Origin of the sequence: Limnohabitans sp., assembly GCF_031539175.1 — a bacterium.
Lineage (GTDB): Bacteria > Pseudomonadota > Gammaproteobacteria > Burkholderiales > Burkholderiaceae_C > Limnohabitans.
The window spans coordinates 1-26,415 of sequence record NZ_JAVKLQ010000056.1 but is presented as its reverse complement, the minus strand read 5'-3'; the positions used below and the strand labels follow the sequence as shown (position 1 = coordinate 26,415).

26 protein-coding genes and 1 tRNA gene are annotated in these 26,415 nt (G+C 55.3%); 23 read left to right on the top strand and 4 right to left on the bottom strand.

Annotated elements, in window-relative coordinates; all coding sequences use genetic code 11:
- Positions 1–98 precede the first annotated feature (98 nt).
- The 22 genes from rpsO to RMS95_RS10080 all read left to right on the top strand — a co-directional run bounded on the left by rpsO (position 99) and on the right by RMS95_RS10080 (position 20,782).
- Positions 99–362: a 30S ribosomal protein S15 gene (gene rpsO / locus RMS95_RS10185; RefSeq protein WP_104798479.1), complete on the top strand. Its 264-nt coding sequence runs from the start codon at positions 99–101 to the stop codon at positions 360–362.
- A gap of 197 nt (positions 363–559) precedes the next feature.
- Entirely contained in the window at positions 560–2,698 is a 2,139-nt protein-coding gene (gene pnp / locus RMS95_RS10180; RefSeq protein WP_310645841.1) for a polyribonucleotide nucleotidyltransferase, read from the top strand.
- Positions 2,699–2,722: 24 nt separating this feature from the next.
- Complete coding sequence (locus tag RMS95_RS10175) at positions 2,723–3,724, top strand: NAD(P)H-quinone oxidoreductase (RefSeq protein WP_310645884.1); 1,002 nt, start codon at positions 2,723–2,725, stop codon at positions 3,722–3,724.
- A complete protein-coding gene (gene tpiA, locus RMS95_RS10170; protein WP_310645838.1) occupies positions 3,724–4,482 on the top strand; it encodes a triose-phosphate isomerase in 759 nt (252 codons plus the stop codon). Before RMS95_RS10175 ends, tpiA begins: the two co-directional genes overlap by 1 nt.
- Before the next feature lie 23 nt (positions 4,483–4,505).
- Positions 4,506–4,871 (top strand): preprotein translocase subunit SecG, encoded by a 366-nt coding sequence (gene secG / locus RMS95_RS10165; protein ID WP_310645836.1) that lies wholly within the window; start codon positions 4,506–4,508, stop codon positions 4,869–4,871.
- Positions 4,872–4,979: 108 nt separating this feature from the next.
- Positions 4,980–5,064, top strand: a tRNA-Leu gene (locus RMS95_RS10160).
- An 87-nt stretch (positions 5,065–5,151) separates the two neighbouring features.
- Complete coding sequence (locus RMS95_RS10155; protein ID WP_310645835.1) at positions 5,152–5,511, top strand: NADH-quinone oxidoreductase subunit A; 360 nt, start codon at positions 5,152–5,154, stop codon at positions 5,509–5,511.
- Positions 5,512–5,520: 9 nt separating this feature from the next.
- Complete coding sequence (locus RMS95_RS10150; protein ID WP_100132916.1) at positions 5,521–5,997, top strand: NADH-quinone oxidoreductase subunit B family protein; 477 nt, start codon at positions 5,521–5,523, stop codon at positions 5,995–5,997.
- A gap of 14 nt (positions 5,998–6,011) precedes the next feature.
- A complete protein-coding gene (locus RMS95_RS10145) occupies positions 6,012–6,623 on the top strand; it encodes an NADH-quinone oxidoreductase subunit C (RefSeq protein ID WP_310645833.1) in 612 nt (203 codons plus the stop codon).
- Between the two features lie 2 nt (positions 6,624–6,625).
- Positions 6,626–7,879, top strand: a complete 1,254-nt coding sequence (locus RMS95_RS10140) for an NADH-quinone oxidoreductase subunit D (protein WP_310645831.1) — start codon at positions 6,626–6,628, stop codon at positions 7,877–7,879.
- A complete protein-coding gene (gene nuoE, locus RMS95_RS10135) occupies positions 7,876–8,391 on the top strand; it encodes an NADH-quinone oxidoreductase subunit NuoE (protein ID WP_310645829.1) in 516 nt (171 codons plus the stop codon). Before RMS95_RS10140 ends, nuoE begins: the two co-directional genes overlap by 4 nt.
- Positions 8,392–8,393: 2 nt before the next feature.
- A complete protein-coding gene (gene nuoF, locus RMS95_RS10130) occupies positions 8,394–9,770 on the top strand; it encodes an NADH-quinone oxidoreductase subunit NuoF (RefSeq protein ID WP_310645828.1) in 1,377 nt (458 codons plus the stop codon).
- A 12-nt stretch (positions 9,771–9,782) separates the two neighbouring features.
- The gene (gene nuoG, locus RMS95_RS10125; protein ID WP_310645826.1) at positions 9,783–11,900 is read left to right on the top strand and encodes an NADH-quinone oxidoreductase subunit NuoG; all 2,118 of its coding nucleotides are present in this window, start codon (positions 9,783–9,785) and stop codon (positions 11,898–11,900) included.
- Positions 11,900–12,982 carry an NADH-quinone oxidoreductase subunit NuoH gene (nuoH, locus tag RMS95_RS10120; protein ID WP_310645825.1) on the top strand — a complete coding sequence of 361 codons (1,083 nt, stop codon included), beginning with the start codon at positions 11,900–11,902 and terminating at the stop codon, positions 12,980–12,982. Before nuoG ends, nuoH begins: the two co-directional genes overlap by 1 nt.
- A 13-nt stretch (positions 12,983–12,995) precedes the next feature.
- Positions 12,996–13,508, top strand: coding sequence for an NADH-quinone oxidoreductase subunit NuoI (gene nuoI, locus RMS95_RS10115; protein ID WP_310645823.1), 513 nt, complete (start codon positions 12,996–12,998; stop codon positions 13,506–13,508).
- Between the two features lie 11 nt (positions 13,509–13,519).
- Positions 13,520–14,254, top strand: coding sequence for an NADH-quinone oxidoreductase subunit J (locus RMS95_RS10110; protein WP_310645882.1), 735 nt, complete (start codon positions 13,520–13,522; stop codon positions 14,252–14,254).
- Positions 14,251–14,559 (top strand): NADH-quinone oxidoreductase subunit NuoK, encoded by a 309-nt coding sequence (nuoK, locus tag RMS95_RS10105; protein ID WP_100132908.1) that lies wholly within the window; start codon positions 14,251–14,253, stop codon positions 14,557–14,559. The genes RMS95_RS10110 and nuoK overlap by 4 nt, the downstream gene beginning before the upstream one ends.
- Positions 14,560–14,565: 6 nt before the next feature.
- Positions 14,566–16,587 carry an NADH-quinone oxidoreductase subunit L gene (gene nuoL, locus RMS95_RS10100; RefSeq protein WP_310645821.1) on the top strand — a complete coding sequence of 674 codons (2,022 nt, stop codon included), beginning with the start codon at positions 14,566–14,568 and terminating at the stop codon, positions 16,585–16,587.
- 12 nt (positions 16,588–16,599) lie between these two features.
- Positions 16,600–18,078: an NADH-quinone oxidoreductase subunit M gene (locus RMS95_RS10095; RefSeq protein WP_310645820.1), complete on the top strand. Its 1,479-nt coding sequence runs from the start codon at positions 16,600–16,602 to the stop codon at positions 18,076–18,078.
- A 15-nt stretch (positions 18,079–18,093) separates the two neighbouring features.
- Complete coding sequence (nuoN, locus tag RMS95_RS10090) at positions 18,094–19,581, top strand: NADH-quinone oxidoreductase subunit NuoN (protein ID WP_310645818.1); 1,488 nt, start codon at positions 18,094–18,096, stop codon at positions 19,579–19,581.
- A 56-nt stretch (positions 19,582–19,637) separates the two neighbouring features.
- The gene (locus RMS95_RS10085; protein WP_310645816.1) at positions 19,638–20,216 is read left to right on the top strand and encodes an NUDIX hydrolase; all 579 of its coding nucleotides are present in this window, start codon (positions 19,638–19,640) and stop codon (positions 20,214–20,216) included.
- 44 nt (positions 20,217–20,260) lie between these two features.
- On the top strand, positions 20,261–20,782 hold the full coding sequence (locus tag RMS95_RS10080; protein ID WP_310645814.1) for a DUF1178 family protein: 522 nt from the start codon (positions 20,261–20,263) through the stop codon (positions 20,780–20,782).
- On the opposite strand, the gene miaA is transcribed toward RMS95_RS10080, so the two are convergent.
- Genes miaA through mutL form a run of 3 tightly spaced genes read right to left on the bottom strand, consistent with a single transcriptional unit; the run spans position 20,763 to position 24,915 of the window.
- Positions 20,763–21,743: a tRNA (adenosine(37)-N6)-dimethylallyltransferase MiaA gene (miaA, locus tag RMS95_RS10075; protein WP_310645812.1), complete on the bottom strand. Its 981-nt coding sequence runs from the start codon at positions 21,741–21,743 to the stop codon at positions 20,763–20,765. The two genes, RMS95_RS10080 and miaA, sit on opposite strands and share 20 nt — an antisense overlap.
- Positions 21,740–22,927, bottom strand: coding sequence for a Bcr/CflA family efflux MFS transporter (locus RMS95_RS10070; RefSeq protein WP_310645811.1), 1,188 nt, complete (start codon positions 22,925–22,927; stop codon positions 21,740–21,742). Before RMS95_RS10070 ends, miaA begins: the two co-directional genes overlap by 4 nt.
- The gene (gene mutL, locus RMS95_RS10065; protein ID WP_310645809.1) at positions 22,927–24,915 is read right to left on the bottom strand and encodes a DNA mismatch repair endonuclease MutL; all 1,989 of its coding nucleotides are present in this window, start codon (positions 24,913–24,915) and stop codon (positions 22,927–22,929) included. Before mutL ends, RMS95_RS10070 begins: the two co-directional genes overlap by 1 nt.
- A 33-nt stretch (positions 24,916–24,948) precedes the next feature.
- Here mutL and RMS95_RS10060 point away from each other — a divergent pair, with 33 nt between their 5' ends.
- On the top strand, positions 24,949–25,590 hold the full coding sequence (locus RMS95_RS10060; RefSeq protein ID WP_310645808.1) for a VTT domain-containing protein: 642 nt from the start codon (positions 24,949–24,951) through the stop codon (positions 25,588–25,590).
- A 15-nt stretch (positions 25,591–25,605) separates the two neighbouring features.
- Here RMS95_RS10060 and RMS95_RS10055 read toward each other — a convergent pair whose 3' ends face one another.
- Entirely contained in the window at positions 25,606–26,157 is a 552-nt protein-coding gene (locus RMS95_RS10055; protein ID WP_310645806.1) for a hypothetical protein, read from the bottom strand.
- Between the last annotated feature and the right edge of the window lie 258 nt (positions 26,158–26,415).

The window sequence follows — 26,415 nt, the reverse complement described above, 5'->3', positions numbered from 1 at the left end:
CCTGTTATACTTAGAGGGCTTTACTTTCGGGTAAGGCATCCAGCACGTTGCACCAACTTCCACGGTGCAACGCAAGTCAAATATTTAAGGAAAAAACCATGTTGACAGCAAAAATTGCTGAAGTCGTCAAAGACAACGCACGCGCCGCCGGTGATACAGGTAGTCCCGAAGTCCAAGTGGCTTTGTTGACCGCTCGTATCAACGAACTCACACCTCACTTCAAGTTGCACGCCAAAGACCACCACGGTCGTCGCGGTTTGTTGCGCATGGTGAGCCGCCGTCGTAAATTGCTCGACTACCTCAAGTCGAAAAACTTTGACCGTTACGCTGCTCTGATTGCCAAGCTTGGCCTGCGCAAGTAATCACTGAAGTTCTCGCGAAAAACGCCTGAGTTTTCAACAAGCTCAGGCGTTTTGCACTTTCAACCACGAACTTTTTAACCCACGGCAAGACAACGAGGCGCAGATTCGACAGCTGTGTCATTCCAAAAAAGCACCAACTTTTCTGGAATGGCATCGTGTGCTGCACCGGGGCCTGCCAAATTTCATCAGGAAAATACATGTCAATTTTTAACAAAGTTACCAAAACCTTCCAATGGGGCCAACACACGGTCACCATGGAAACCGGCGAAATCGCTCGCCAAGCTGGCGGCGCTGTGCTCGTCAACATGGACGACACTGTGGTGTTGGCCACTGTGGTGGGCTCGAAGATTGCCAAAGCTGGCCAAGACTTCTTCCCCTTGACGGTTGACTACATTGAGAAAACCTACGCGGCAGGCAAGATCCCTGGCAGCTTCTTCAAGCGCGAAGCCAAGCCCAGCGAACACGAGACATTGACCAGCCGTCTGATCGACCGCCCCATCCGTCCTTTGTTCCCAGAAGGTTTCTACAACGACGTGCACGTGGTGATTCACACCGTGTCGTTGAACCCAGAAGTTGACGCTGACATCGCGGCTTTGATCGCTGTGTCTGCTGCGTTGAGCATCTCTGGCATTCCTTTCAACGGCCCCATCGGTGCCGCTCGCGTGGGTTACATCAACGGCGAATACGTCTTGAACCCAGGCCAAACACAACGCAAAGACAGCCAGATGGACCTCGTGGTCGCTGGCACCGAAGCGGCTGTGTTGATGGTGGAATCTGAAGCCCAACAGTTGTCAGAAGAAATCATGTTGGGCGCCGTGGTGTTTGGCCACGAGCAAGGCAACATCGCGATCAACGCCATCCACGAGTTGGTGCGTGACGCAGGTAAGCCAGCTTGGGACTGGACTGCACCAGCCAAGGATGAGCCATTGATCGCCAAGGTCGTGGCTCAAGCGGAAGACAAGCTGCGCGCTGCTTACCAAATTCGCAACAAACAAGCCCGTACCCACGCTTGCCGTGAAGCTTACGGCGCTGTGATGGCTGGTTTGAAGGCTGACGGCGTTGAGTTTGACTCGGTCAAGGTCGAAAACATGTTGTTCGACATCGAAGCGCGCATTGTTCGCAGCCAAATTTTGGCAGGCGAGCCACGCATTGACGGCCGCGACACACGCACTGTGCGCCCTATCGAAATCCGCAACAGCGTTTTGCCACGCACCCACGGTTCTGCCTTGTTCACACGCGGCGAAACCCAAGCTTTGGTGGTCACCACCTTGGGCACTGAGCGCGATGCACAACGCATCGACGCTTTGGCCGGTGAGTACGAAGACCGTTTCATGATGCACTACAACATGCCTCCGTTCGCCACAGGCGAAGTGGGTCGCATGGGTTCAACCAAGCGCCGCGAAATCGGTCACGGCCGTTTGGCCAAGCGCGCTTTGGTGGCTGTGTTGCCAACCAAAGAAGAGTTCCCATACACCATGCGCGTGGTGTCTGAAATCACTGAATCCAACGGTTCTTCATCGATGGCTTCAGTCTGCGGTGGCTGCTTGTCCATGATGGATGCTGGCGTGCCGATGAAAGCACACGTGGCCGGTATTGCCATGGGTTTGATCAAAGACGGCAACCGTTTTGCTGTGTTGACCGACATCTTGGGCGACGAAGATCACTTGGGCGATATGGACTTCAAAGTGGCCGGTACCACCAACGGTATTACCGCTTTGCAAATGGACATCAAGATCCAAGGCATCACCAAAGAAATCATGCAAGTCGCATTGGCTCAAGCCAAAGAAGCGCGCATGCACATCTTAGACAAGATGCAAGCTGCCATGGGCGAAGCCAAGACCGAAGTGTCTGACTTTGCACCTAAGTTGTTCACCATGAAGATCAACCCCGAGAAAATCCGTGACGTGATCGGCAAAGGCGGCGCCACCATCCGTGCGTTGACCGAAGAAACCGGTTGCCAAATCAACATCGAAGAAGACGGCACGATCACCATCGCTGCCACCGACGGCGAGAAGGCTGAAATCGCCAAGCGTCGCATCACCGAAATCACGGCTGAAGTCGAAATCGGCAAAGTCTACGAAGGCCCGATCACCAAGATTTTGGACTTCGGTGCGTTGGTCAACTTGTTGCCCGGCAAAGACGGTTTGTTGCATATCAGCCAGATCAGTCACGAGCGCATTGCGAAGGTGACGGACGTGTTGGCCGAAGGTCAAATCGTGCGCGTGAAAGTGCTCGAAACCGACGAAAAAGGTCGCGTGAAGTTGTCGATGAAAGCCTTGATGGAGCGTCCTGCTGGCGACCCACATCACGGTGACCGTCAAGACGCGCAGTCTTAATACACAGACCGAGGTTGGCACATGATGCACATCGTTGAAATCTCTAGCCCTGGCGCCCCTGAGGTGCTGCGTCCTGCTCAGCGGCCTGTGCCGCAAGCCGGTGCGGGTGAATTGCTGATCCGTGTCAGCGCCAGTGGCATCAACCGCCCTGACGTGCTGCAACGTACCGGTAACTACCCCGTGCCCGCAGGTGCGTCGGATGTGCCGGGTTTAGAGGTGGCCGGTGTGATCGAGTCGGGCGATGCCTCAGCCTTGGCTGAAGCGGGCTTGAAGGTCGGTGATCGTGTGTGTGCTTTGGTGGCCGGTGGTGGTTATGCGCAGTATTGCGTTGCCCCTGTTGGTCAATGTTTGCCTGTGCCCAAAGGTTTGAGCGATGTGGAGGCGGCGTCATTGCCAGAAACCTTCTTCACCGTTTGGAGCAATGTGTTTGACCGTGCGCGTTTGCAAGCGGGCGAGACTTTGTTGGTGCAGGGTGGTTCCAGTGGTATCGGGGTGACGGCCATTCAAATGGCCAAAGCTTTGGGTGCCACAGTGATCGTCACCGCAGGAAGCGACGATAAGTGCGCTGCCTGCGTGGCACTCGGCGCTGATCACGCCATCAATTACAAGACCCATGACTTTGCTGCCGAGGCGCTGCGCCTGACGGATGGAAAAGGCGTGGATGTCGTGCTCGACATGGTTGCCGGCGACTATGTGGCACGCGAAGTGACATGCATGGCCGAAGATGGCCGCTTGGTCATCATCGCGGTGCAGGGTGGCATCAAGAGTGAATTTAATGCAGGCTTGGTGCTGCGTCGCCGTTTGACTTTGACGGGCTCAACCTTGCGCCCGCGCCCTGTGTCGTTCAAGGCGGCGATTGCGCGCAATTTGCGTGAGCATGTCTGGCCTTTGATTGAAGCGGGGCGCATTCGTCCCGTGATTCATTCGACCTTCGATGCGGCCTCTGCCGACGGTGCTGCCAATGCGCACCGTCTGATGGAGTCCAACCAGCATGTGGGCAAAATCGTTTTGACTTGGAGTTTGTGATGAAGCAAAAACTCATTGCAGGAAATTGGAAAATGAATGGCAGCTTGGCTGCCAACGAGGCTTTGGTGCAAGGCGTGCAGCAGGGGCTGGCGCAAGCATTGGGTGGCAAACAGGCGCAAGTGGCGGTGTGTGTGCCAATGGCTTATTTGTCGCAAGTGCAGCAACTCGTCAAAGGCTCTGGGATTGAATTGGGTTCGCAAGATGTGTCTGCACATGAGCAGGGCGCTTACACCGGTGAAACATCGGCCGCCATGCTCAAAGACTTTGCTGTGCGTTTTTGTCTCGTTGGACATTCTGAGCGTCGTCAATACCATGGCGAAACAGATGAGCAAGTGGCTTCTAAAGCGCAACGCGCACTGTCTGCCGGTATCACGCCCATCGTTTGTGTGGGTGAGACTTTGGCTGAGCGTGAAGCTGGCAAAACCGAAGAGGTGGTCAAGCGTCAGTTGGCTGCTGTGATTCATACCAATGGTCACTGCATCAGCGAAATCGTGGTGGCATATGAGCCAGTTTGGGCGATCGGCACAGGCAAAACCGCCACACCTGAAGAGGCGCAAGCTGTGCATGCCGTATTGCGTGCCCAATTGCACGCTGCGACGGAGCATGCAGATCGTGTCCAAATTTTGTATGGTGGCAGCATGAATGCTGCCAATGCATCGCAACTGTTGAGCCAGCCAGATATTGATGGTGGCTTGATCGGCGGTGCTGCATTGAAGTCGGCTGACTTCCTCACCATCATTGCCGCTGCGGCGCGCTGAAATCTATATTTTTCGGAGTTTTTATGAGTTTGATTCTTAACATCGTGCAAGTGGTTCAGTTGTTGGCTGCCTTGGGCATGATTGGCTTGATCTTGGTTCAGCACGGCAAGGGTGCAGACATGGGTGCTGCTTTTGGCAGTGGCAGTTCTGGCAGCTTGTTTGGCGCGACAGGAGGGGCTAACTTTTTGTCTCGCACCACTGGCGTCTTGGCTGCTGTGTTTTTTGTGTGTACTTTAGGTTTGGCTTATTTCGGTAATTTGCGTCCTGTCAGCTCTGGCAGTGTGCTGGAAGGTGCGGCGGTTGCGCCTGCGGTCACCGAAGCGAGCGGTGCTGTGCCTGCGCCTGCTGCTGTGCCTGCTTCAGGCGCGGCACAAATTCCAACAAAGTAAGGTAAAAACCTTTCGGTTTTAGAGTGATTGGGGCTCTTTTCAGGGTAAACTCTAAAGCTGTTCAGGAAGCGTTATCCCTCTTCGTTTTCCTTGAGCAATCAACCCAAAGCCGTCGTGGTGAAATTGGTAGACACGCTATCTTGAGGTGGTAGTGGCGAAAGCTGTGCGAGTTCGAGTCTCGCCGACGGCACCATCCAAAAAAAGTTTGCTGTAACTCTGGTGTCAACCAGTTACGGCAAACTTCGCTGACTAAAACAGATAGTCATACCGCGAGATTGAGATGAGCTTAGAACAATACCTTCCCGTCCTCCTGTTTATCCTTGTGGGCCTTGGCGTGGGGGTTGCCCCCCAGGTTCTGGGTTATATCTTGGGTCCGAATCGCCCTGATCCGGCCAAAAACTCCCCTTACGAATGTGGTTTTGAAGCGTTTGAAGACGCGCGCATGAAATTCGATGTGCGTTACTACTTGATCGCCATCCTCTTCATCTTGTTTGATTTGGAAATTGCATTTTTGTTCCCTTGGGCTGTGGCGCTCAAGGAAATTGGTTTCATTGGCTTCATCGACATGATGATCTTCCTTGCCATCCTGGTAGCCGGCTTCGCCTACATGTGGATCAAGGGTGCCATCGATTGGGAATAAGGATCAACTATGTCACTTGAAGGTGTTTTCAAAGAAGGCTTCATCACCACGTCGTATGACTCGGTGGTGAATTGGGCCAAAACGGGCTCGTTGTGGCCCATGACATTTGGCTTGGCGTGCTGCGCGGTCGAAATGATGCATGCGGGTGCTGCCCGCTACGACATCGACCGTTTTGGCATGTTGTTCCGTCCCAGTCCCCGTCAGTCCGATTTGATGATCGTGGCTGGCACCTTGTGCAACAAGATGGCCCCCGCTTTGCGTAAGGTCTATGACCAAATGTCTGAGCCACGTTGGGTGTTGTCTATGGGATCATGTGCCAACGGCGGTGGTTATTACCACTACAGCTATTCGGTCGTGCGCGGTTGTGATCGCGTGGTGCCTGTGGATGTGTACGTGCCAGGCTGCCCCCCCACGGCTGAGGCTTTGTTGTATGGCATCTTGCAGCTGCAAAGCAAGATTCGCCGTGAAAACACCATTGCCCGCTGAGCAGGAAATTCAAGATGAGTCATTCCATTCAAACGCTTGAGGCGGCTTTGCACGATGTGCTGGGCGGTCAAGTCAAGCAACTCGATTCGGCGTTGGGCGAGTTGACGCTCACAGTTGCTGCCGCTGATTACCACGATGTCTGTCAAACTTTGCGCGATCACGCGCGTTTGGGCTTTGAGCAGTTGATCGATGTGTGTGGCATGGACTATTCCAGCTACAAAGACGGTGCGCATTCCAAATTTACGGATGCACCACGTTTTGCTGTGGTCAGTCATTTGCTGTCCATCAGCAACAACTGGCGTTTGCGCGTGCGTGTGTTTGCTGTGAGTGACGACGTGCCTGTCGTGGCCTCCATCAATGATTTGTGGAGTTCTGCCAATTGGTTTGAGCGCGAAGCCTTCGATTTGTTTGGCATCGTGTTTGAAGGCCATTTGGACTTGCGCCGCTTGCTGACCGATTACGGTTTCATTGGCCATCCATTCCGCAAAGATTTCCCCACCTCGGGTCACGTTGAAATGCGTTACGACGCCGAGCAAAAACGTGTGGTGTACCAACCCGTCACCATCGAACCGCGCGAAATCACGCCGCGCATCATTCGTGAAGACAACTACGGCGGTACGCACTGACCATGGCTGATATCAAGAACTACACCCTGAACTTAGGTCCTCAGCATCCTGCTGCGCACGGCGTGCTGCGCTTGGTGCTCGAGCTCGACGGCGAAGTGGTCCAGCGCGCTGACCCTCACATCGGCTTGTTGCACCGTGCCACTGAAAAGTTGGCCGAGAGCAAAACCTACATCCAATCGTTGCCCTACATGGACCGTCTCGACTACGTGTCCATGATGTGTAACGAGCATGCGTACTGCTTGGCCATCGAAAAAATGATGGGCATTGAAGTGCCAGAGCGTGCGCAATACATCCGCGTGATGTATTCCGAAATCACCCGTCTGCTCAACCACTTGCTGTGGTTGGGTTGCCATGGTTTCGACTGCGGCGCGATGAACATCTTGATTTACTGCTTCCGCGAACGTGAAGACTTGTTCGACATGTACGAAGCCGTATCGGGTGCGCGCATGCACGCGGCGTACTTCCGTCCAGGCGGTGTCTACCGTGATTTGCCTGACACGATGCCTCAGTACAAAGTCAGCAAGATCAAAAATGCCAAAGCTATTGCCCGTTTGAACGAAAACCGCCAAGGTTCGTTGCTGGATTTCATTGACGATTTCACACAACGTTTTCCTAAATTGGTGGACGAGTACGAAACGCTGTTGACGGACAACCGCATTTGGAAACAGCGCACCGTGGGTATCGGCGTGGTCACGCCAGAGCGAGCCAAAAACCTCGGTTTCACGGGCGCGATGTTGCGCGGTTCAGGCATTGCTTGGGACTTGCGCAAGCACCAGCCTTACGACGTGTATGACCGCATGGATTTTGATATTCCTGTCGGTAAAACAGGTGACTGCTACGACCGTTATTTGGTGCGTGTGGAAGAGATGCGCCAATCCAATCGCATCATCAAACAGTGCGTGGACTGGTTGCGCGTCAACCCCGGCCCCGTGATCACTGACAACCACAAGGTGGCTGCACCGAGCCGTGAAGGTATGAAGTCGAACATGGAAGAGTTGATCCATCACTTCAAGCTTTTCACCGAAGGTTTCCATGTGCCCGAAGGCGAAGCGTATGCCGCCGTTGAGCATCCCAAGGGTGAGTTTGGCATCTATCTCGTGAGTGATGGTGCCAACAAGCCTTACCGTATGAAGATTCGCGCCCCAGGGTTTGCCCATTTGGCAGCCATGGATGAAATGGCGCGTGGCCACATGATCGCTGACACCGTTGCGGTGATTGGCACCATGGACATTGTGTTCGGGGAAATTGACCGATGAGTTCTGAAGCTACCCACCACAGCGCACCGCTGTCGGCCGAAGTCTTTGCGCGTTTCGACCGCGAAGTTGCCAAATACCCTGCAGATCAAAAACAGTCAGCCGTGATGGCTTGCTTGTCGATTGCTCAACAAGAGCAGGGTTACGTGAGCGCTGAAAGCGAACGCGCCATCGCCAAGCTCTTGGACATGGCGCCGATGGCTGTGCACGAAGTGACCACCTTCTACAACATGTACAACCAACAACCGGTTGGCAAGTTCAAGATCAACGTGTGCACCAACTTGCCTTGCCAGTTGCGCAACGGGCAGGGTGCTTTGATGCACTTGGCACAAAAGCTGGGTATTGAAGTTGGCGGTACCACGGCGGATGGCGTGTTCACTTTGCAACCGGGCGAATGTATGGGCGCTTGCGCCGACGCGCCTGTGTTGTTGGTCAACGACCGCACCATGTGCAGCTATATGAGCAATGACAAGCTGGACCAATTGGTTGACGGCTTGCGTGCTGCGAAGGAATGAGCATGAACGTCCAACAAGTGCTTTCTCAATTCCAAACCACTGCCGAGGAAACTTGTTTCCACGACCGTCACCTCGGCCCCCAAATCTTGGCTGGCTTGAACGGCAAGAACTGGTCGTTGCAAGATTACGTGGCACGTGGTGGTTACCAAGCATTGCGCAAAATTTTGGGTCAAGACGGCAGTGCGCCGAATCCCGAAACGGGCGTTGCGGGTATGACTCAAGATCAGGTGATTGCGACCGTCAAAGAGTCGGGCTTGCGTGGTCGCGGTGGTGCGGGTTTTCCAACAGGTTTGAAGTGGAGCTTCATGCCGCGTCAGTTCCCAGGCCAAAAGTACTTGGTCTGTAACTCCGACGAAGGTGAGCCGGGTACTTGCAAAGACCGCGAGATCTTGCAGCACAACCCACACATCGTGATCGAAGGCATGGCCATTGCTGCTTATGCCATGGGCATCAGCGTGGGTTACAACTACATCCACGGTGAGATCTTCCAAAGCTACGAACGCTTTGAAGCCGCGCTTGAAGAAGCACGCGCAGCGGGCTTCTTGGGCAACAACATCATGGGCTCGACGTTCAGCTTCCAGTTGCACGCGGCTCACGGTTTTGGTGCCTACATTTGTGGCGAAGAAACGGCATTGCTCGAATCGCTCGAAGGTAAAAAGGGCCAACCCCGTTTCAAGCCACCGTTCCCCGCGAGCTTTGGTTTGTATGGCAAGCCCACGACCATCAACAACACCGAGACATTCGCTGCGGTGCCTTGGATCATCCGCAACGGCGGTCAGGCTTACCTCGAATGTGGCAAGCCAAACAACGGCGGCACCAAGATTTTCTCGGTCAGCGGTGACGTCGAGCGCCCTGGCAACTATGAAATTCCGATGGGCACACCGTTCTCCAAATTGTTGGAATTGGCCGGTGGCGTTCGCAAAGGACGCACCCTCAAAGCTGTGATTCCTGGCGGTTCGTCATCGCCTGTGTTGCCTGCCGATGTGATCATGCAATGCACCATGGATTACGACTCCATCGCCAAAGCCGGCTCCATGTTGGGTTCGGGTGCGGTGATCGTGTTGGACGACTCCCGCTGCATGGTCAAGAGCTTGCAACGTTTGAGCTACTTTTACATGCACGAGTCATGCGGCCAATGCACACCTTGCCGAGAAGGTACAGGCTGGTTGTGGCGCATGGTTGACCGCATTGAGCGTGGTGAAGGCCGCGAAAGCGACTTGGCCTTGCTGGACAACGTGGCAGAAAACATCATGGGGCGAACCATTTGCGCCCTCGGAGATGCAGCCGCCATGCCCGTGCGCGGCATGATCAAGCATTTCCGCCACGAATTTGAACACCACATCACGCACAAGACCTGCATGGTCCCGGCGTACGTTTGACGGATAAGCACCATGGTTGAAATCGAACTCGACGGAAAAAAGATTGAAGTCCAAGAAGGCTGCATGGTCATGCATGCGGCTGAACAGGCTGGCACTTACATTCCGCATTTTTGTTACCACAAGAAGCTCAGCATTGCTGCGAACTGCCGCATGTGCTTGGTCGATGTGGAGAAGGCACCAAAGCCTATGCCCGCTTGCGCCACGCCTGTGACGCAAGGTATGGTGGTTCGCACCAAAACTGACCGTGCTGTCAAAGCGCAAAAGTCGGTGATGGAGTTTTTGCTCATCAATCACCCCCTCGATTGCCCGATTTGCGACCAAGGCGGTGAGTGCCAGTTGCAAGACTTGGCCGTGGGCTACGGCGGTTCTACCTCGCGTTACGAAGAAGAAAAACGTGTGGTCATTCCAAAGGATGTCGGTCCTTTGGTGAGCATGCAAGAGATGAGCCGTTGTATCGCCTGCACACGCTGCGTGCGTTTTGGCCAAGAAGTGGCGGGTGTCATGGAGTTGGGCATGTCTCACCGTGGCGAGCACGCCGAGATTGAAACCTTTGTAGGTCAATCGGTGGACTCCGAGTTGTCGGGCAACATGATCGACATTTGCCCCGTGGGCGCGTTGACCAGCAAGCCATTCCGTTACAGCGCACGTACCTGGGAATTGAGTCGTCGCAAGTCGGTCAGCCCTCATGATGCGACTGGCGCGAACTTGATCGTTCAAGTCAAAAACAACAAAGTCATGCGCGTCGTGCCTTTGGAAAACGAAGACGTCAACGAATGCTGGATTGCTGACCGCGACCGTTTCAGTTACGAAGCTTTGGAAAGCGCAGACCGCTTGACCACGCCCATGCTCAAGCAGGGTGGCGAGTGGAAAGAAGTCGATTGGCAAACAGCACTCGAGTACGTGGCCAACGGCTTGCAAGGCGTGAAAGCCCAGCACGGCCCACAAGCCATCGGCACTTTGGCCAGCCCACACAGCACCGCTGAAGAATTGTTCTTGGCTGCGAGCCTGACACGCGGTTTGGGTAGCCAAAACATCGACACGCGTTTGCGCGCTGCAGACTTCCACCACGATGAAAAAGCCCGCTGGTTGGGAACCTCTGTGGCATCGTTGACCAAGCTCCAACGCGTTTTGGTCATTGGCTCCAACGTGCGCAAAGATCAACCTTTGTTGGCGCAACGTCTGCGTCAAGCGGTCCGCAACGGCGGCAAGGTCAACGCCTTGAACGCACAAGTCGATGACTGGGCCATGCCTGTGGCCAACACCTTGGTGGCTGATGCCGCCAACTGGGTGCAAGCCTTGGCTGACATCGCTGCTGCCGTCGGCGCCATCACCGGTGCTGCTGCACCCGTGGCGGGCAACGCCAACAGTGCAGAAGCACAAGCCATCGCCAAGTCATTGAATGGCGGTGAGCGCAAAGCCATTTTGTTGGGCAACGCAGCGGCACACCATGCCAAAGCATCAAGCTTGCTGAGCTTGGCCAACTGGATCGGTGCACAGACCGGTGCGACCGTTGGTTACCTCGGCGAAGCCGCCAACACCGTGGGTGCTCAAGTGGTGGGCGCCTTGCCAAAAGCGGGCGGTCAAAACGCAGGCCAAATGTTGGCAGGTGGTTTGAAGGCGGTGGTGTTGCTCAACACCGAACCTGCTTTCGACGCAGCCAACGGCGCAGCTGCAGCACAAGCCATCGGCCAAGCCGACATGGTGGTGACACTCTCCCCATTCAAGGCCAATATGGACATCAGCGATGTGCTGTTGCCCATCTCGCCCTTCACAGAGACTGCGGGTACTTTCATCAACACCGAAGGCCGCGCACAAAGCTTCCACGGTGTGGTCAAGCCTTTGGGCGAAACACGTCCTGCATGGAAAGTTTTGCGCGTGTTGGGCACCATGCTCCACGTGCCTGGCTTCGACTTCGAGACCATCGAAGAAGTGCTTGCCCAAGCAATCCCTGCCGATGTGCAAGCTTTGTTGTCCAACGCATGCACGGCACAAGTGGACGTGAGCCCAGCAGCAGGTCAGCCTGCCTCTGCGGCGATTTACCAACTCGACAGCTTGGTGCGTCGCGCACCATCGCTGCAACTCACCGTGGATGCCAAGCAACCTTCGGTTGATGCGAAGGGAGGCCTGTGATGGTTGACAACATTTACAACGCAGGCTTTGGCTTAATGTCCGACGTGTGGTGGACCACACTGGCTTGGCCCGTTCTGTGGGCTTTGCTCAAGATCGTGGCGGTGCTGTTGCCTTTGCTGGGGTGTGTGGCTTACTTGACCTTGTGGGAACGCAAGGCCATTGGTTACACCCAAATCCGTAAGGGCCCCAACCGTACCGGTCCATTTGGTTTGCTGCAACCGATCGCCGACGCGCTCAAGTTGTTGACCAAAGAGATCATCATCCCGACCAAAGCCTCTACCGGCTTGTTCTTGTTGGGCCCCATCATGACCATCATGCCGGCTTTGGCCGCTTGGGCTGTGATTCCCTTTGGCCCCGATGTGGCTTTGGCCAACGTCAACGCAGGTTTGCTGTTCTTGATGGCCATCACGTCATTAGAGGTTTATGGCGTGATCATTGCCGGCTGGGCTTCTAACTCCAAGTATGCGTTCTTAGGTGCCATGCGTGCATCGGCGCAAATGGTGAGCTACGAAATTGCGATGGGCTTTTGCTTTGTGATTGTGTTGATGGTGTCTTCCAGCCTCAACATGAGCGACATCGTCATGGGGCAAGCCAAAGGCATGATGGCGGACAAAGGTCTGAACTTCCTGTCTTGGAACTGGTTGCCTTTGCTGCCCATCTTCATCGTTTACTTCATCTCTGGCTTGGCTGAAACCAACCGCCATCCGTTTGACGTGGTGGAAGGTGAGTCCGAAATTGTGGCCGGTCACATGATCGAGTACTCGGGCATGTCTTTCGCCATGTTCTTCTTGGCCGAATACGCCAACATGATTTTGGTATCGATGTTGACGGTGGTGATGTTCTTAGGCGGCTGGTTGTCACCCTTTGACAATGCCTTGTTCAACATGATCCCGGGCTGGATTTGGCTTGGGCTCAAGACCTTCGTGGTCGTGACCATGTTCTTGTGGGTGCGCGCCACGTTCCCACGTTATCGCTACGACCAGATCATGCGTTTGGGTTGGAAGATTTTCATTCCGCTGACACTGGTTTGGTTGTTGGTGGTGGGTATCTGGATGCAGACCCCTTGGAACATCTGGAACTGAGGCTGCAAACACCATGACAACGACTACACAATCTGCTCCTTTCTCGTTGCGCGACTTCTTGTCGAGCTTCCTGTTGACTGAGCTGTTCAAAGGCATGGCCCTGACCGGCAAATACATGTTCTCGCGCAGCATCACGATTCAGTTTCCTGAAGAAAAAACACCAGCATCGCCACGTTTCCGCGGTCTGCACGCCTTGCGTCGTTATGAAAACGGCGAAGAGCGATGCATTGCTTGCAAACTGTGCGAAGCCGTGTGCCCCGCGATGGCCATCACCATTGAGTCGGACCAACGTGCCGACGGTAGCCGCCGCACCACACGCTACGACATCGACTTGACCAAATGCATCTTCTGCGGTTTCTGCGAAGAAAGCTGCCCCGTCGACTCCATCGTTGAGACCCACATCTTTGAATACCACGGCGAAAAGCGTGGTGACTTGTACTTCACCAAAGAGATGTTGTTGGCTGTCGGCGACCGTTATGAACCCGAGATCGCAGCCAACAAGGCTGCGGACGCCAAATACCGTTGAAAGATTTCATGATGGACGTTCAATCGGCTCTGTTTTATGTGTTTTCAGCCACCATGCTGTTTGCAGCGTTTCGCGTCATCACGGCGCGCAACCCTGTGCATGCTGCGCTGTATCTCGTGCTCGCGTTCTTCCAAGCCTCTGGCATTTGGATGCTGCTGCGTGCTGAGTTCTTGTCTATCGCTTTGGTGCTGGTGTATGTCGGCGCAGTGATGGTTTTGTTCTTGTTTGTGGTGATGATGCTCGACATCAACATCGACAGCATTCGCCAAGGCTTTTGGAAACACTTCCCCTTGGCTGCCACCATGGGCGCTGTGATTGCGCTCGAATTGGCAGCGGTGTTGTTGGGCGGTTTCCGCATCAGCGAACCCCAAATGCATGCCGCCCCTAGCATTGCAGTGCCTGCGGCTGTGGTGGCCTCGATGCCTGTCGATGTGGTTTCGGCCGCCGTGGGTGCTGCGTCTGCCCCTGATGTGGGACATGTGGTGGTGGCTCAAGCCTCCAACACCAAAGAATTGGGTGTGTTGCTCTATACCGAGTACCTCTACCCCGTGCAAATCGCTGCGCTCATTTTGTTGGTGGCTTTGATCGCTGCCATCGCTTTGACCTTGCGCGCACGCAAAGACAGCAAATACCAAAACCCGGCAGACCAAGTTCGCGTCAAAGCGCGTGACCGCGTCGCATTGGTGAAGATGGAGGCGGTCAAACCGCCCGTCGCGCCCGCAGCCGAAGAGGAGAAATCAGCATGAGCATCACCTTGGGCCATTACCTGACGTTGGGCGCGATTTTGTTCGCGCTCTCCGTGACCGGCATTTTCTTGAACCGCAAAAACTTGATCGTCTTGTTGATGGCGATTGAGTTGATGCTGTTGGCTGTCAACATGAACTTTGTGGCTTTCTCGCACTACTTGGGCGATTTGAACGGTCAAATTTTCGTGTTCTTCATCTTGACCGTGGCGGCTGCTGAGTCGGCCATTGGTTTGGCGATTCTGGTGCAGTTGTTCCGCAACAAGTCCAGCATCAACGTCGACGAACTCAACACGCTCAAGGGTTAATAGATCATGTCTCAAACCCTTCAAGCTTCTACGCTTTTGGCCGTGCCATTGGCACCTCTCGTGGGTTCCTCTTTGGCTGGTTTGTTCGGTACACGCTTTGGCGGTAACTGGATCGGTCGTCGCCTGACGCACACCTTGACCATCTTGGGCGTGCTGCTGGCTTTCGTGTTGTCTGCCATGACGTTGAACAGCGTCGCCAACGACGGCGCGCGTTTCAATGAAACCCTCTACACCTGGATGGTGGTGGGTGGTCTGAAGATGGAAGTTGGCTTCATGGTCGACGGCCTGACCGCCATGATGATGTGCGTGGTGACCTTTGTGTCGCTGATGGTGCACATCTACACCATTGGTTACATGGAAGAAGACGAGGGCTACAACCGCTTCTTCTCTTACATCTCCTTGTTCACCTTCTCCATGCTGATGCTCGTCATGAGCAACAACATGCTGCAACTGTTCTTCGGTTGGGAAGCTGTGGGCTTGGTGTCTTATTTGTTGATCGGTTTCTGGTTCAACAAACCCACGGCGATCTTTGCCAACATGAAAGCCTTCTTGGTCAACCGTGTCGGTGACTTCGGTTTCATCTTGGGTATTGGTTTGATCGCTGCGTACGCAGGCACATTGAACTACACCGAAGCTTTCGCCAAAGCGGGTGAGCTGGGTGCATTGACGTTGCCTGGCACCGACTGGATGCTGGTGACTGTCATTTGTATCTGCTTGTTCATCGGCGCAATGGGCAAGTCGGCTCAGTTCCCCCTGCACGTGTGGTTGCCTGACTCCATGGAAGGTCCGACACCGATCTCTGCGTTGATTCACGCCGCGACCATGGTGACGGCCGGTATCTTCATGGTCACCCGCATGTCGCCTTTCTTTGAAATGTCAGACACAGCGCTGAACTTCATTTTGGTGATTGGCGCCATCACGGCCTTGTTCATGGGATTCTTGGGTCTGATTCAAAACGACATCAAGCGCGTTGTGGCTTATTCCACACTGTCGCAACTCGGCTACATGACGGTGGCCTTGGGCGCATCGGCTTACTCCGTGGCCGTGTTTCATTTGATGACTCACGCGTTCTTTAAAGCTCTGCTGTTCCTTGGTGCCGGTTCCGTCATCATGGGCATGCACCACAACCAAGACATCCGTTGGATGGGCGGCGTGCGCAAGTACATGCCAATCACTTGGATCACCTCGTTGTTGGGTTCGTTGGCCTTGATCGGTACACCGTTCTTTTCGGGCTTCTATTCCAAAGACAGCATCATCGAAGCCGTGGCTGAAAGCCACTTGCCAGGTGCAGGCTTCGCGCACTTTGCCGTGTTGGCGGGTGTGTTTGTGACGGCGTTCTATTCGTTCCGCATGTACTTCCTCGTGTTTCACGGCGAAGAGCGTTACGACCAAAACCCAGAGGCACACCACGACGATCACCACGGTCATGACGACCATGGTCACGATCACAGCCCACACGAATCGCCTTGGGTGGTGACAGTGCCGTTGCTGTTGTTGGCCATTCCTTCGGTGGTGATCGGCTACTTGACGATCGATCCGCTGCTGTACGGCGAGTTCTTCAAAGACGCCATCTTCATCAACGCGGACAAGCATCCCGTGATGCACGAGTTGGCCCATGAGTACCACGGTGCAGTGGCGATGGCGATTCATGCTTTGAGCACGGCGCCGTTCTGGTTGGCTTTGGCCGGTGTGCTGAGCTCGTACTACATGTACATGATCAACCCCGCCGTTCCTGCTGCGATCAAACGTGCCTTCCAGCCCGTCTACACCTTGTTGGAAAACAAGTACTACTTGGACTGGATCAACGAAAACATCTTGGCCCGCGGCGCACGCCTGTTGGGTACCGGTCTGTGGAAGGGCGGCGACCAAGCCATCATCGAAGGTGGCATCGTCAACGCGTCATGGAAATTGGTGGGTTGGTTGTCGACTGCTTCGCGTCAGCTGCAGTCGGGTTACCTGTATCACTACGCCTTGGTGATGATTCTGGGCGTGTTCTTGCTGATGACGTGGTTCGTCTGGCTCAAATAAGGAGAATAAAAAATGGGTTTATTGAGCCTTGCCATTTGGACACCAATTTTCTTTGGTGCCGTGTTGTTGGCCTTCGGCCGTGACGAATACGCCAAAACAGTCCGTTGGGTGGCCTTGATTGGCGCCTTAGTCAGCTTGTTGGTGACCTTGCCAATCTATGCAGGTTTTGACACCGCGTCTTCTGCCATGCAGTTGGTCGAAAAGGCGCCTTGGATTGAGCGCTTCAATGTGTTCTACCACTTGGGCGTAGACGGTCTTTCAATGTGGTTTGTGTTGCTGACCGCTTTCATCACGGTGATCGTGGTGCTCGCAGGTTGGGAGGTCATCACCGATCGGGTGAACCAGTACATGGGCGCGTTCTTGATCTTGAGCGGTTTGATGGTGGGTGTGTTCACGGCTGTGGACGGCATGCTGTTTTACGTGTTCTTTGAAGCCACGCTGATTCCGATGTACTTGATCATCGGTATCTGGGGCGGTCCTAACAAGATCTACGCCGCGTTCAAGTTCTTCTTGTACACCTTGCTCGGCTCTTTGCTGATGTTGATCGCCTTGATTTATCTGTACACCCAGTCGGGTGGCAGCTTTGACTTGGCCACTTGGCACAAATTGCCGTTGGCTGCGAGCGCTCAAACCTTCTTGTTTTTTGCCTTCTTTGCTGCCTTCGCGGTGAAGGTGCCGATGTGGCCTGTGCACACCTGGTTGCCTGACGTGCACGTGGAAGCGCCTACGGGTGGTTCTGCCGTGTTGGCTGCCATCATGTTGAAGTTGGGCGCTTACGGTTTCTTGCGCTTCTCCTTGCCAATTGCCCCTGATGCTGCCCGCGAATTCGCTTGGCTCATGATTGCTTTGTCACTCGTGGCGGTGATCTACGTAGGCTTGGTGGCGATGGTCCAAGAAGACATGAAAAAGCTGGTGGCTTACTCATCTGTGGCGCACATGGGCTTTGTGAGCTTGGGCTTTTTCATCTTCAACGACATCGGTGTGTCGGGTGCTTTGGTGCAAATGATTGCCCACGGCTTCGTGTCTGCCGCCATGTTCTTGTCGATCGGTGTGTTGTACGACCGCATGCATTCGCGTGAAATCGCCAGCTATGGCGGTGTGGTCAATACCATGCCCAAGTTTGCAGCATTTGCTTTGCTGTTTGCCATGGCGAACTGTGGCTTGCCAGGTACCGCAGGTTTCGTGGGCGAATGGATGGTCATTTTGGGTGCCATCAAGTTCAACTTCTGGATCGGTCTGGCCGCAGCGTCTGCCCTGATCTTTGGCGCGGCTTACACCTTGTGGATGGTCAAGCGCGTTTACCTCGGTCCCGTTGCGAACGATCACGTCAAAGAGTTGACGGACATCAATGCCCGTGAATTCTTGGTCATGGCCTTGCTGGCAATTGCCGTGTTGGCCATGGGCCTGTATCCCAAGCCCTTCACCGATGTGATGGACGCCTCGGTGGCTGACTTGCTCAAGCATGTCGCCCTGTCGAAGTTGCCCCAATAAAAGGGATAGAAGAATATGTTTGAAAAACTGAGCATCGCTGCGGTTTATCCCGAAGTTTTGTTGGCTGTGATGGCCATCGTGATTGCGCTGGTCGATTTGTTTGTCAAGTCGCCCCGTCGCACGCTGACCTACGCTTTGTCGATGATCACCATTGGTGTCGTCGCTTACTTGGAAGCTTGTGCTGCTACACAAGGGCAGACCGTTTACAGCTTTGGCAACATGGTGGTGTCTGACCCCATGGGCAGTTGGCTCAAGTGCTTTGCGGCTTTGGCCGTGATGGTGACTTTGGTCTACGGCCGTCCTTATGCCGCCGATCGCGACATGTTGCGCGGTGGCGAAATGTTCACCTTGGGCTTGTTTGCACTGCTGGGCATGTTCGTCATGATCTCGGGCAACAACTTCCTCGTGCTGTACCTCGGCTTGGAGCTGTTGACCTTGTCGAGCTACGCTTTGGTTGCTTTGCGTCGCGATAACGCGACCGCCAGCGAAGCCGCCATGAAGTACTTTGTGCTCGGCGCTTTGGCCAGTGGCTTCTTGCTCTATGGCTTGTCCATGCTGTACGGCGCAACCGGTTCCTTGGACATCAGCACTGTTTTCAAGGCTGTGGCTTCGGGCCAAATCAAGCACCAGGTGCTGGTGTTGGGCTTGGTGTTTGTGGTGTGCGGTTTGGCGTTCAAATTCGGTGTGGTGCCTTTCCACATGTGGATCCCTGATGTGTACCAAGGCGCACCCACGGTGGTGACTTTGATGATTGGTGGCGCGCCTAAATTGGCCGCGTTTGCCATGACCATTCGTTTGTTGGTGGAAGGCTTGTTGCCTTTGGCCGTGGATTGGCAGCAAATGTTGATGGTCTTGTCCATCGGCTCGCTCTTGATTGGTAACTTGGCCGCTGTGGCGCAAACCAACCTCAAGCGCATGCTGGCGTTCTCGACCATTTCGCAAATGGGCTTTGTGTTGATTGGCTTGCTCTCGGGTGTGGTCAACGGCAACACAGCTGCTGCAGCCAACGCCTACAGCTCATCCATGTTCTACGTCATCACTTATGTGCTGACCACCTTGGCCACGTTCGGCATCATCTTGTTGCTGGCTCGCGAAGGCTTTGAGAGCGAAGAGATCACGGACCTCGCTGGCTTGAATCAGCGTAGCCCTTTGTACGCAGGCGTGATGGCCTTGTGCATGTTCTCGTTGGCTGGCGTGCCACCTTTGGTCGGTTTCTACGCCAAGCTGTCGGTGTTGCAGTCGCTCATCGCTTCGGGTCAATCCGGTGCCATTGCTTTGGCCGTGTTTGCAGTGATGATGTCGTTGATTGGCGCCTTCTACTACCTGCGCGTGGTCAAGGTCATGTACTTTGATGCGCCGATCACGGCCACCACCGTGTCTGCAGGCTCTGATGTGCGCGTTGTGTTGACCATCAACGGCGCCTTGATTTTGATCTTGGGCATGTTGCCCGGCGGTTTGATGGCCTTGTGCGCACGTGCCATTGTCTCGACGCTCGGCACCTGATCTACCACCTTCCTACCAAGCCAGCCTTTGTGCTGGCTTTTTTCATGCCTGAACCCATGTCCTTACCCAACAGCCATTTGGTGGAACACACGCTCGATCATGTGGAGTTGCTCAAAGGCCACTTTTTGCATGCCTTTCGCGACACCGTGCGCTTGCCCAATGGTGAGCAAGCCACGCGTGAATTCGTCATTCATCCCGGTGCGGTGATGGTGATTGCGCTCTTGGACGATGGCCGTTTGGTGATGGAGCGTCAGTACCGCTATCCCGTCCAGCAAGTGATGATCGAGTTCCCCGCTGGCAAGTTGGACTTGGGTGAAGATCGTCTCGCTTGTGCCCAACGTGAGTTGTTGGAGGAGACCGGTTACCGTGCCACGGAGTGGGCGCATGCGGGTGTGTTGCACCCCGTGATCAGCTATTCCACGGAGTTCATCGACATTTGGTTTGCGCGTGGCTTAAGCCTTGGCGAACGCCAGTTGGATGAGGGTGAATTTTTAGACGTGTTCACGGCCAGCATGGACGAGTTGTTGGCTTGGTCCCGCGATGGGCAGCTGACCGATGCCAAAACCCTCACGGGCTTGCTGTGGCTTCAAAATCACCTCAGCGGCGCTTGGCCTTTGACATGGCAAACCGTTTGAGCATCTGCGTTTGGCATTCACCTTGTGTGGCTTAATTTGCGCTTATGAAAGTTCTTGACCTCCATTGCAGCCAGCAGCACAGCTTTGAGGGCTGGTTCGCGTCTGAAGACGACTTTCAGAGCCAACTTGCACGAGGCTTGGTCACTTGCCCGCTCTGCGCCGACGCCACCATCGTGAAAAAACTCAGCGCACCCAGGTTGAACTTGACGACATCGCGGGGTGAGCGTTCTGCTGGGATTGCACGTCAAGTCGAGTCTGAGCCGATACACACAGAATCTGCTTCTGAGGTATCAGCGGCTGCGACCAATCACGCACAAGAACCTCACGCGCTTGAGCCCGCGCAACTGCAAGCTGCGTTATTGAAAATGGTGCGCCATGTCGTGGCCAACACCGAAGACGTGGGCGCCAGTTTTCCCGAAGAAGCACGCAAGATGCATTACGGAGAAACCGAGCACCGCAACATCCGTGGACAAGCCAGCCCACAAGAAACCGAGGCTTTGTTGGACGAAGGCATTGCGGTGTTGCCTTTGCCCATGCCTGAGTCGCTCAAAGAGACGCTGCAGTAAGCCGCTTCACCAAGGCTTGCGTTTGAGCCAGTGCGTCAGGCGCATCACAAGGCACGATCAAGCGTTCGTCCATGCCACGCAGCCAAGTGAGTTGTCGTTTCGCCAGTTGACGCGTTGCTGCCGTGCCCAGTTCACGCAGCTGTGGCAAGAGGCTGTCGATGGGGACCTTGAAGTCTTCGGCGCGTTCTAGCAATTCCCACGCTTGCCGGTAGCCCACGCAGCGCATACTGGGCAAGTCGATGTGCAAATCGCCACGTGCGCGCAAGGCGAGCACTTCATCGATAAAACCCGCCTTCAACATGGCGTCAAAGCGCTGACCTACGCGTTCGTGTAACCAAGCACGGTTGCTGGGCTCTAAAGAAATCAGCGCCATATTCAGCGCGGTTTGTTGAGCGCGTGTGTCGGCGGCCTCTGCAAACCATTGCGACAGCGCTTTGCCGCTGACACGCCACACCTCTAAGGCGCGAGAAATGCGTTGCGCATCGTTGGGGGCCAGTCGTGCTGCGGTTATGGGGTCTACCTTTGCCAATTCGGCATGCATGCCAGGCCAGCCTAGGTCGATCGCTTGGTCTTCAATTTGGGCACGCAGTTCGGGTTGTGCCGTCGGCAAATCATCGATGCCATCGCGCAGCGCCTTGAGGTAGAGCATGGTGCCGCCCACGACCAAAGGCAGCTTGCCGCGCGCACGAATGTCCGCCATCAAGTGGGTGGCATCGCGTGCGAATTCGGCGGCGCTATAGGCATGCAAAGGATCTCGGATGTCGATCAGGTGGTGAGGCACTTGCGCCAGCTCTTGCGCGGTGGGTTTGGCCGTGCCAATGTCCATGCCGCGATACACCAACGCCGAGTCGAGGCTGATGATTTCGATGGGCAGCCATTGCGCCATGGCCAAGGCGGCGGCTGTTTTTCCGCTGGCCGTCGGGCCCACCAAAGCGATGGCGTCTAAGGGGTGGGACGTCATGCTTTAAGGCCAGGTTGTCGCAGCACCAAGCCCCATGCGGACAGTGCGGTCAGAAGGCTCCAAAACGCCAAGGTGTTGACCATTGGAAAGACGCTGCCGTCCGCTTGCGTGCCCAGCCACAGACCTGTGGCGAAAGCCGCCACCATCATCAAAAAACCACCCAAAGCAGATGCTGCACCGGCGGCCTGCGGGAACGGACCAATGGCACCGCTTTGCCCACACGGTTGGTGAATGCCATGACCCAAGATGAAGAAGTAATAGGGCCACATGACGCTGGGCACACTGAGCCAGCCCAGCCACGCATTCAGCACCATCCAACTGCCGCCAAACAAGCTCAAACATCCGCCAATGGCCACGGTATGTCGCACCCCAAAACGCTTCAACAAACGTCGGCACAGCAGCGTGCCATTCAGATAAACGAATGCCATGGAGAACAGCAGCAGCCCATATTCCCAGCGCGCCAGTTTCAACAGACCAATGAACACGAAGGATGACGAAGCCAAGAACGTGAACAGCCCGACATAGGAGCACAGGGACACCGCAGTGAACGCCACAAACGTCGGATGGCGCACGATGTCCCACCACGTTTGCATCAGCACCTGCCCTCTCAGGGCTTGCAGATTTTTGACCTGCACCGTTTCTTCAAACTTCCAAGCGACCAGCACGCAAGACAGCAAGCCAAAAGTCGCCACCAAAGCGAGTGCGGCATGCCAGTTCCAAAGGTCGGTGAGTAGCCCCCCCAGCGGGGCACAGATGGCGGCCATCACGCCCAAGCCTGTGAGCGCTTTGGACATCACGCGCGCGCCAACCTCGGGCATGTACAAATCGCGCACGATGGCACGGCCACACATCACCACCGCGCCCATGGCCGCGCCTTGCAGAGAGCGCCACAAAATGAGCTGCGGCATGGTCGTGGACACGACGCAGCCTAGGCCTGCCAGCGCGAAGGCGGTCAGTCCACACAGCAAAATAGGTTTGCGCCCAAAGCGATCAGACAGCGGGCCCCACGCCAGCTGCGAACTGCCAAAGGCCAGCAGCAGCGCACTCAAGGTCAGGTGCGCTTGCGCCACCGACGCCTGAAGGTCCGCCGTGATCGCGGGGAGGGCGGGCAAGTACAAATCTGTGGCGACAGGCTGAATGCCCAACAACATCGACAGCAGGGCCACAATGAGTTTGGGTGACATCAACGACCGCGCAAAAAGAGAGCGTCAAGTTCGCGCATGCTGAGTTGTCGCCAGGTGGGGCGGCCGTGGTTGCATTGGTCGGAGCGTTCGGTGACTTCCATTTGGCGCAGCAGCGCGTTCATTTCGTCCAAAGTCAAGCGTCGGTTGGCCCGCACGGCACCGTGGCAGGCCATGGTGGCCAGCAGTTCGTTGCGGGCACGTTGCACCACGGTGCTGGCATCGTGTTGCGACAGCTCGGCCAACACGCTGCGAGCGAGGGCGACGGCATCGCCTTGCGCCAAGCTGCTGGGCACAGCGCGCACGGCCAAGGTCTTGGCAGACAAGGCTGAAATTTCTAACCCCAATTCGTGGAGGGTTTGCACATGGGCTTCGGCCGCTGCTATTTCTTGCGCCGTCGCCGGAAAACTGGCGGGAATCAACAGCGGCTGGCTGGCCATGTGCTGCGTGTCCACTTGGGTTTTGAGTTGTTCGTAGACGATGCGCTCGTGCGCGGCGTGCATATCGACCAAGACCAAACCTTGTGCGTTTTCCGCCAAGATGTAGACGCCATGCAGTTGCGCCAACGCTTTGCCCAAAGGCCAAGATTCGGCGTGGTCAGAGGCCGCAGCAGGGCGACTGACGTTGGTCAAAGCGGCAGCGCCAGATAGCGCATCCTTCGAAAAGACGGGGCCCCAAGTTTCGCTTTGTGTGACCACCGTGCCAAAGTTTGCTTCCGCTGCCTCGTGTGCGGGCAAACCTCTCGGGGCGTTGGCTTGCCACAAAGCGCTGAGATCGGACACCCGATTGCCCGCCAAGGGCATAGCCGCTTGTTGCCAATGTGCTTGTGGCCATGTTCCAGGGCTTGGCTTGAGCGGTGCGCCATCGTTGGTGGCCAGAGTGGAATCTGTCGCGGTCAATGCGGCGGCTGCCAGCAAATTGGCGCGTGGCACGGCCAAGGCGTTTTCAACCGCGTGACGGACGGCTTGATGCACCTCGCGGCTGTCACGGAACCTGACCTCAATTTTGGTGGGGTGCACGTTGACATCCACCCGTGTGGGGTCGATCTCTACATACAAGGCATAGACCGGCTGGCGGTGGCCATGCAACACATCTTCATAAGCGCTGCGGGCTGCGTGGGTCACCACTTTGTCGCGCACATAACGGCCGTTGACGTAGGAAAACTGGTGATCGCCTCGTGAGCGTGCGGCATCGGGCACGCCGGCGCGACCGACCACGGTCACGTTGCCCGATCGGTAATTCACGGCGACGGAGTTGTCGAGAAAATCATCCCCCAACACATCGGCCAAGCGGCGATCTAAGGCGCGTTGTCGAGCGGTTTGAATCGCATCGATGGCGTGTTCACCCACCTCGTCCGCGTTGACTTCGGCGTGTTGTGCGCGCCATTGCTCGACCAGTTTGCCTTCATGCCAAATGGCAAAGCCCACTTCTGGTCGCGTCAGCGCATGGCGACGAACGGCCTCGACGCAGTGCGCCAACTCGGTGTTGTCTGTTTTTAAGAATTTGCGGCGTGCGGGCGTGCTGTAAAACAGCTCTTTGACTTCAATGGTGGTGCCTTGGGCGCGGGCCGCAGCTTGCAGCTCGCCGCTGCGACCATCGAGCAGCATGGCCATGTCTTGCGCGGCTGTGCGCGACAACACGGAGAGTTCAGACACCGATTGAATGGCGGCCAACGCCTCACCTCGGAACCCCATCGTGCCCACCGACTCGAGCTCGCTCAAGCTGGTGATCTTGCTGGTGGCGTGACGCTTCAACGCGATGGGGAGCTCATCGGCAGGAATGCCGACGCCGTTGTCTTCCACGCTGATCAGGCGCACACCACCTGCGAGCAAGCGCACGGTGATGTGTGTGGCGCCTGCGTCGAGGGCGTTGTCGACCAACTCACGCACCACGGAAGCGGGGCGTTCTACCACCTCGCCGGCGGCGATTTGGCTGATGAGTTCGTCGGGGAGTTCGCGGATGGCGCGTGGAGGTTGGGTAGCAGGTTGCACCAGCTGATTTTAGAGGCAGGGATAATCACCCCTATGGAACCCATCACACTCTTGCTTGACTTCATTTTGCACATCGACCGTTACATCGAGGGCTTTGTGCAGGCCTATGGCGTCTGGGTGTATGCCCTGCTGTTTCTCATCATCTTTGTGGAGACGGGATTGGTGGTCATGCCATTTCTGCCGGGTGACTCGTTGTTGTTTGTTGTGGGTGCCATGTGCGGCGTCGGTTTGATGGACTACGGCTTGTCGGTCGCGCTGCTGCTTGCGGCGGCGGTGGCGGGTAACCAAACCAACTACACGATTGGCCGCTTCTTTGGCCCCAAGGTGTTTGCGTGGGAAGACTCCAAGTTTTTCAACCGCCGCGCGTTTGACCAAGCCCATGCGTTTTATGAGCGCTACGGTGGCGTGACCTTGATTGCGGCGCGCTTCATGCCTTTTGTCCGCACCTTTGCCCCGTTTGTGGCGGGTGTGGCGCAGATGTCACGCCGGAAATTCACCTTCTTTGATGTGGCGGGTGGCGCTTTATGGGTGGGCGGCATCGTGACCGCTGGCTATTTCTTTGGCAACATTCCCTGGGTGAAGTTGCATCTCGACAAAATCATTTGGTCCATGATTTTGATTCCCGGAGCTCTGGCCATTTACGGCTCTTGGAGAGCTTCTCGCCAACCCGTTTAAAAGCCGTGCTAGGCGTTAATCAGGTGCTTTTTTCAAGAAGCTGAAACTTTGCACCATGATTTTCAGGGCGAACAGCACAATCAATGTGCCCAATAAATCGCCCACCATCATCACCAACGCGCTGGCAATGAAATCATCGGTCTTGCCGTTCCAGAAATACCAAAGTTGGTGGACCAGTGCGCTGATAGCTGCAAATAATGCAGATATTTTGAGTATTCCTATGACTTTGAGATTTTTTAAATTCTTATCCAATTGGAAATAATGTATCGCGACTTGGCGTGCCAAATACGGGGCGAGGCCAGCCATTGAACCATTCAGCATCATTGAAACGTAATTGCCGTCAAAGTAAAGCAAATACGTGATGAGTGTTGAGGCCAAGGCAATTCCGATGGCCCCATCGGCGAGAAATAATAAGACAAATGCCAGCCGCAAGCCGCTGGGTAAGAATATCCAATCGACACGGTGAGAGAAATTCAAAGAACCAAACAAGCTCATATTGAATCGGTACAGCAAAAAATAGCTGATCGATGTGAAGACGATGATGGCAAGGCGTTGTCGGTGTGACACGATAAATTGAATTTTCTTTTAGCGAAAATATCAATGTATCACGATAATGAACGATAAATTACAGTTGATGGCTGAATTGCAGCGTGGCATCAATTAAATTAGTTTTATATTTAACTAAACAAAGGCGGATTCAAGGACGAAGTGCAACAAAGATGAACTGGTTATAGGTGGCTGAGGATGCGAGAGCATCATGGCCGCTTTAACCGCCAAATCGAAATTGCCCAATGTACAAGCACCTCAGCCGAGAAGAACGATACC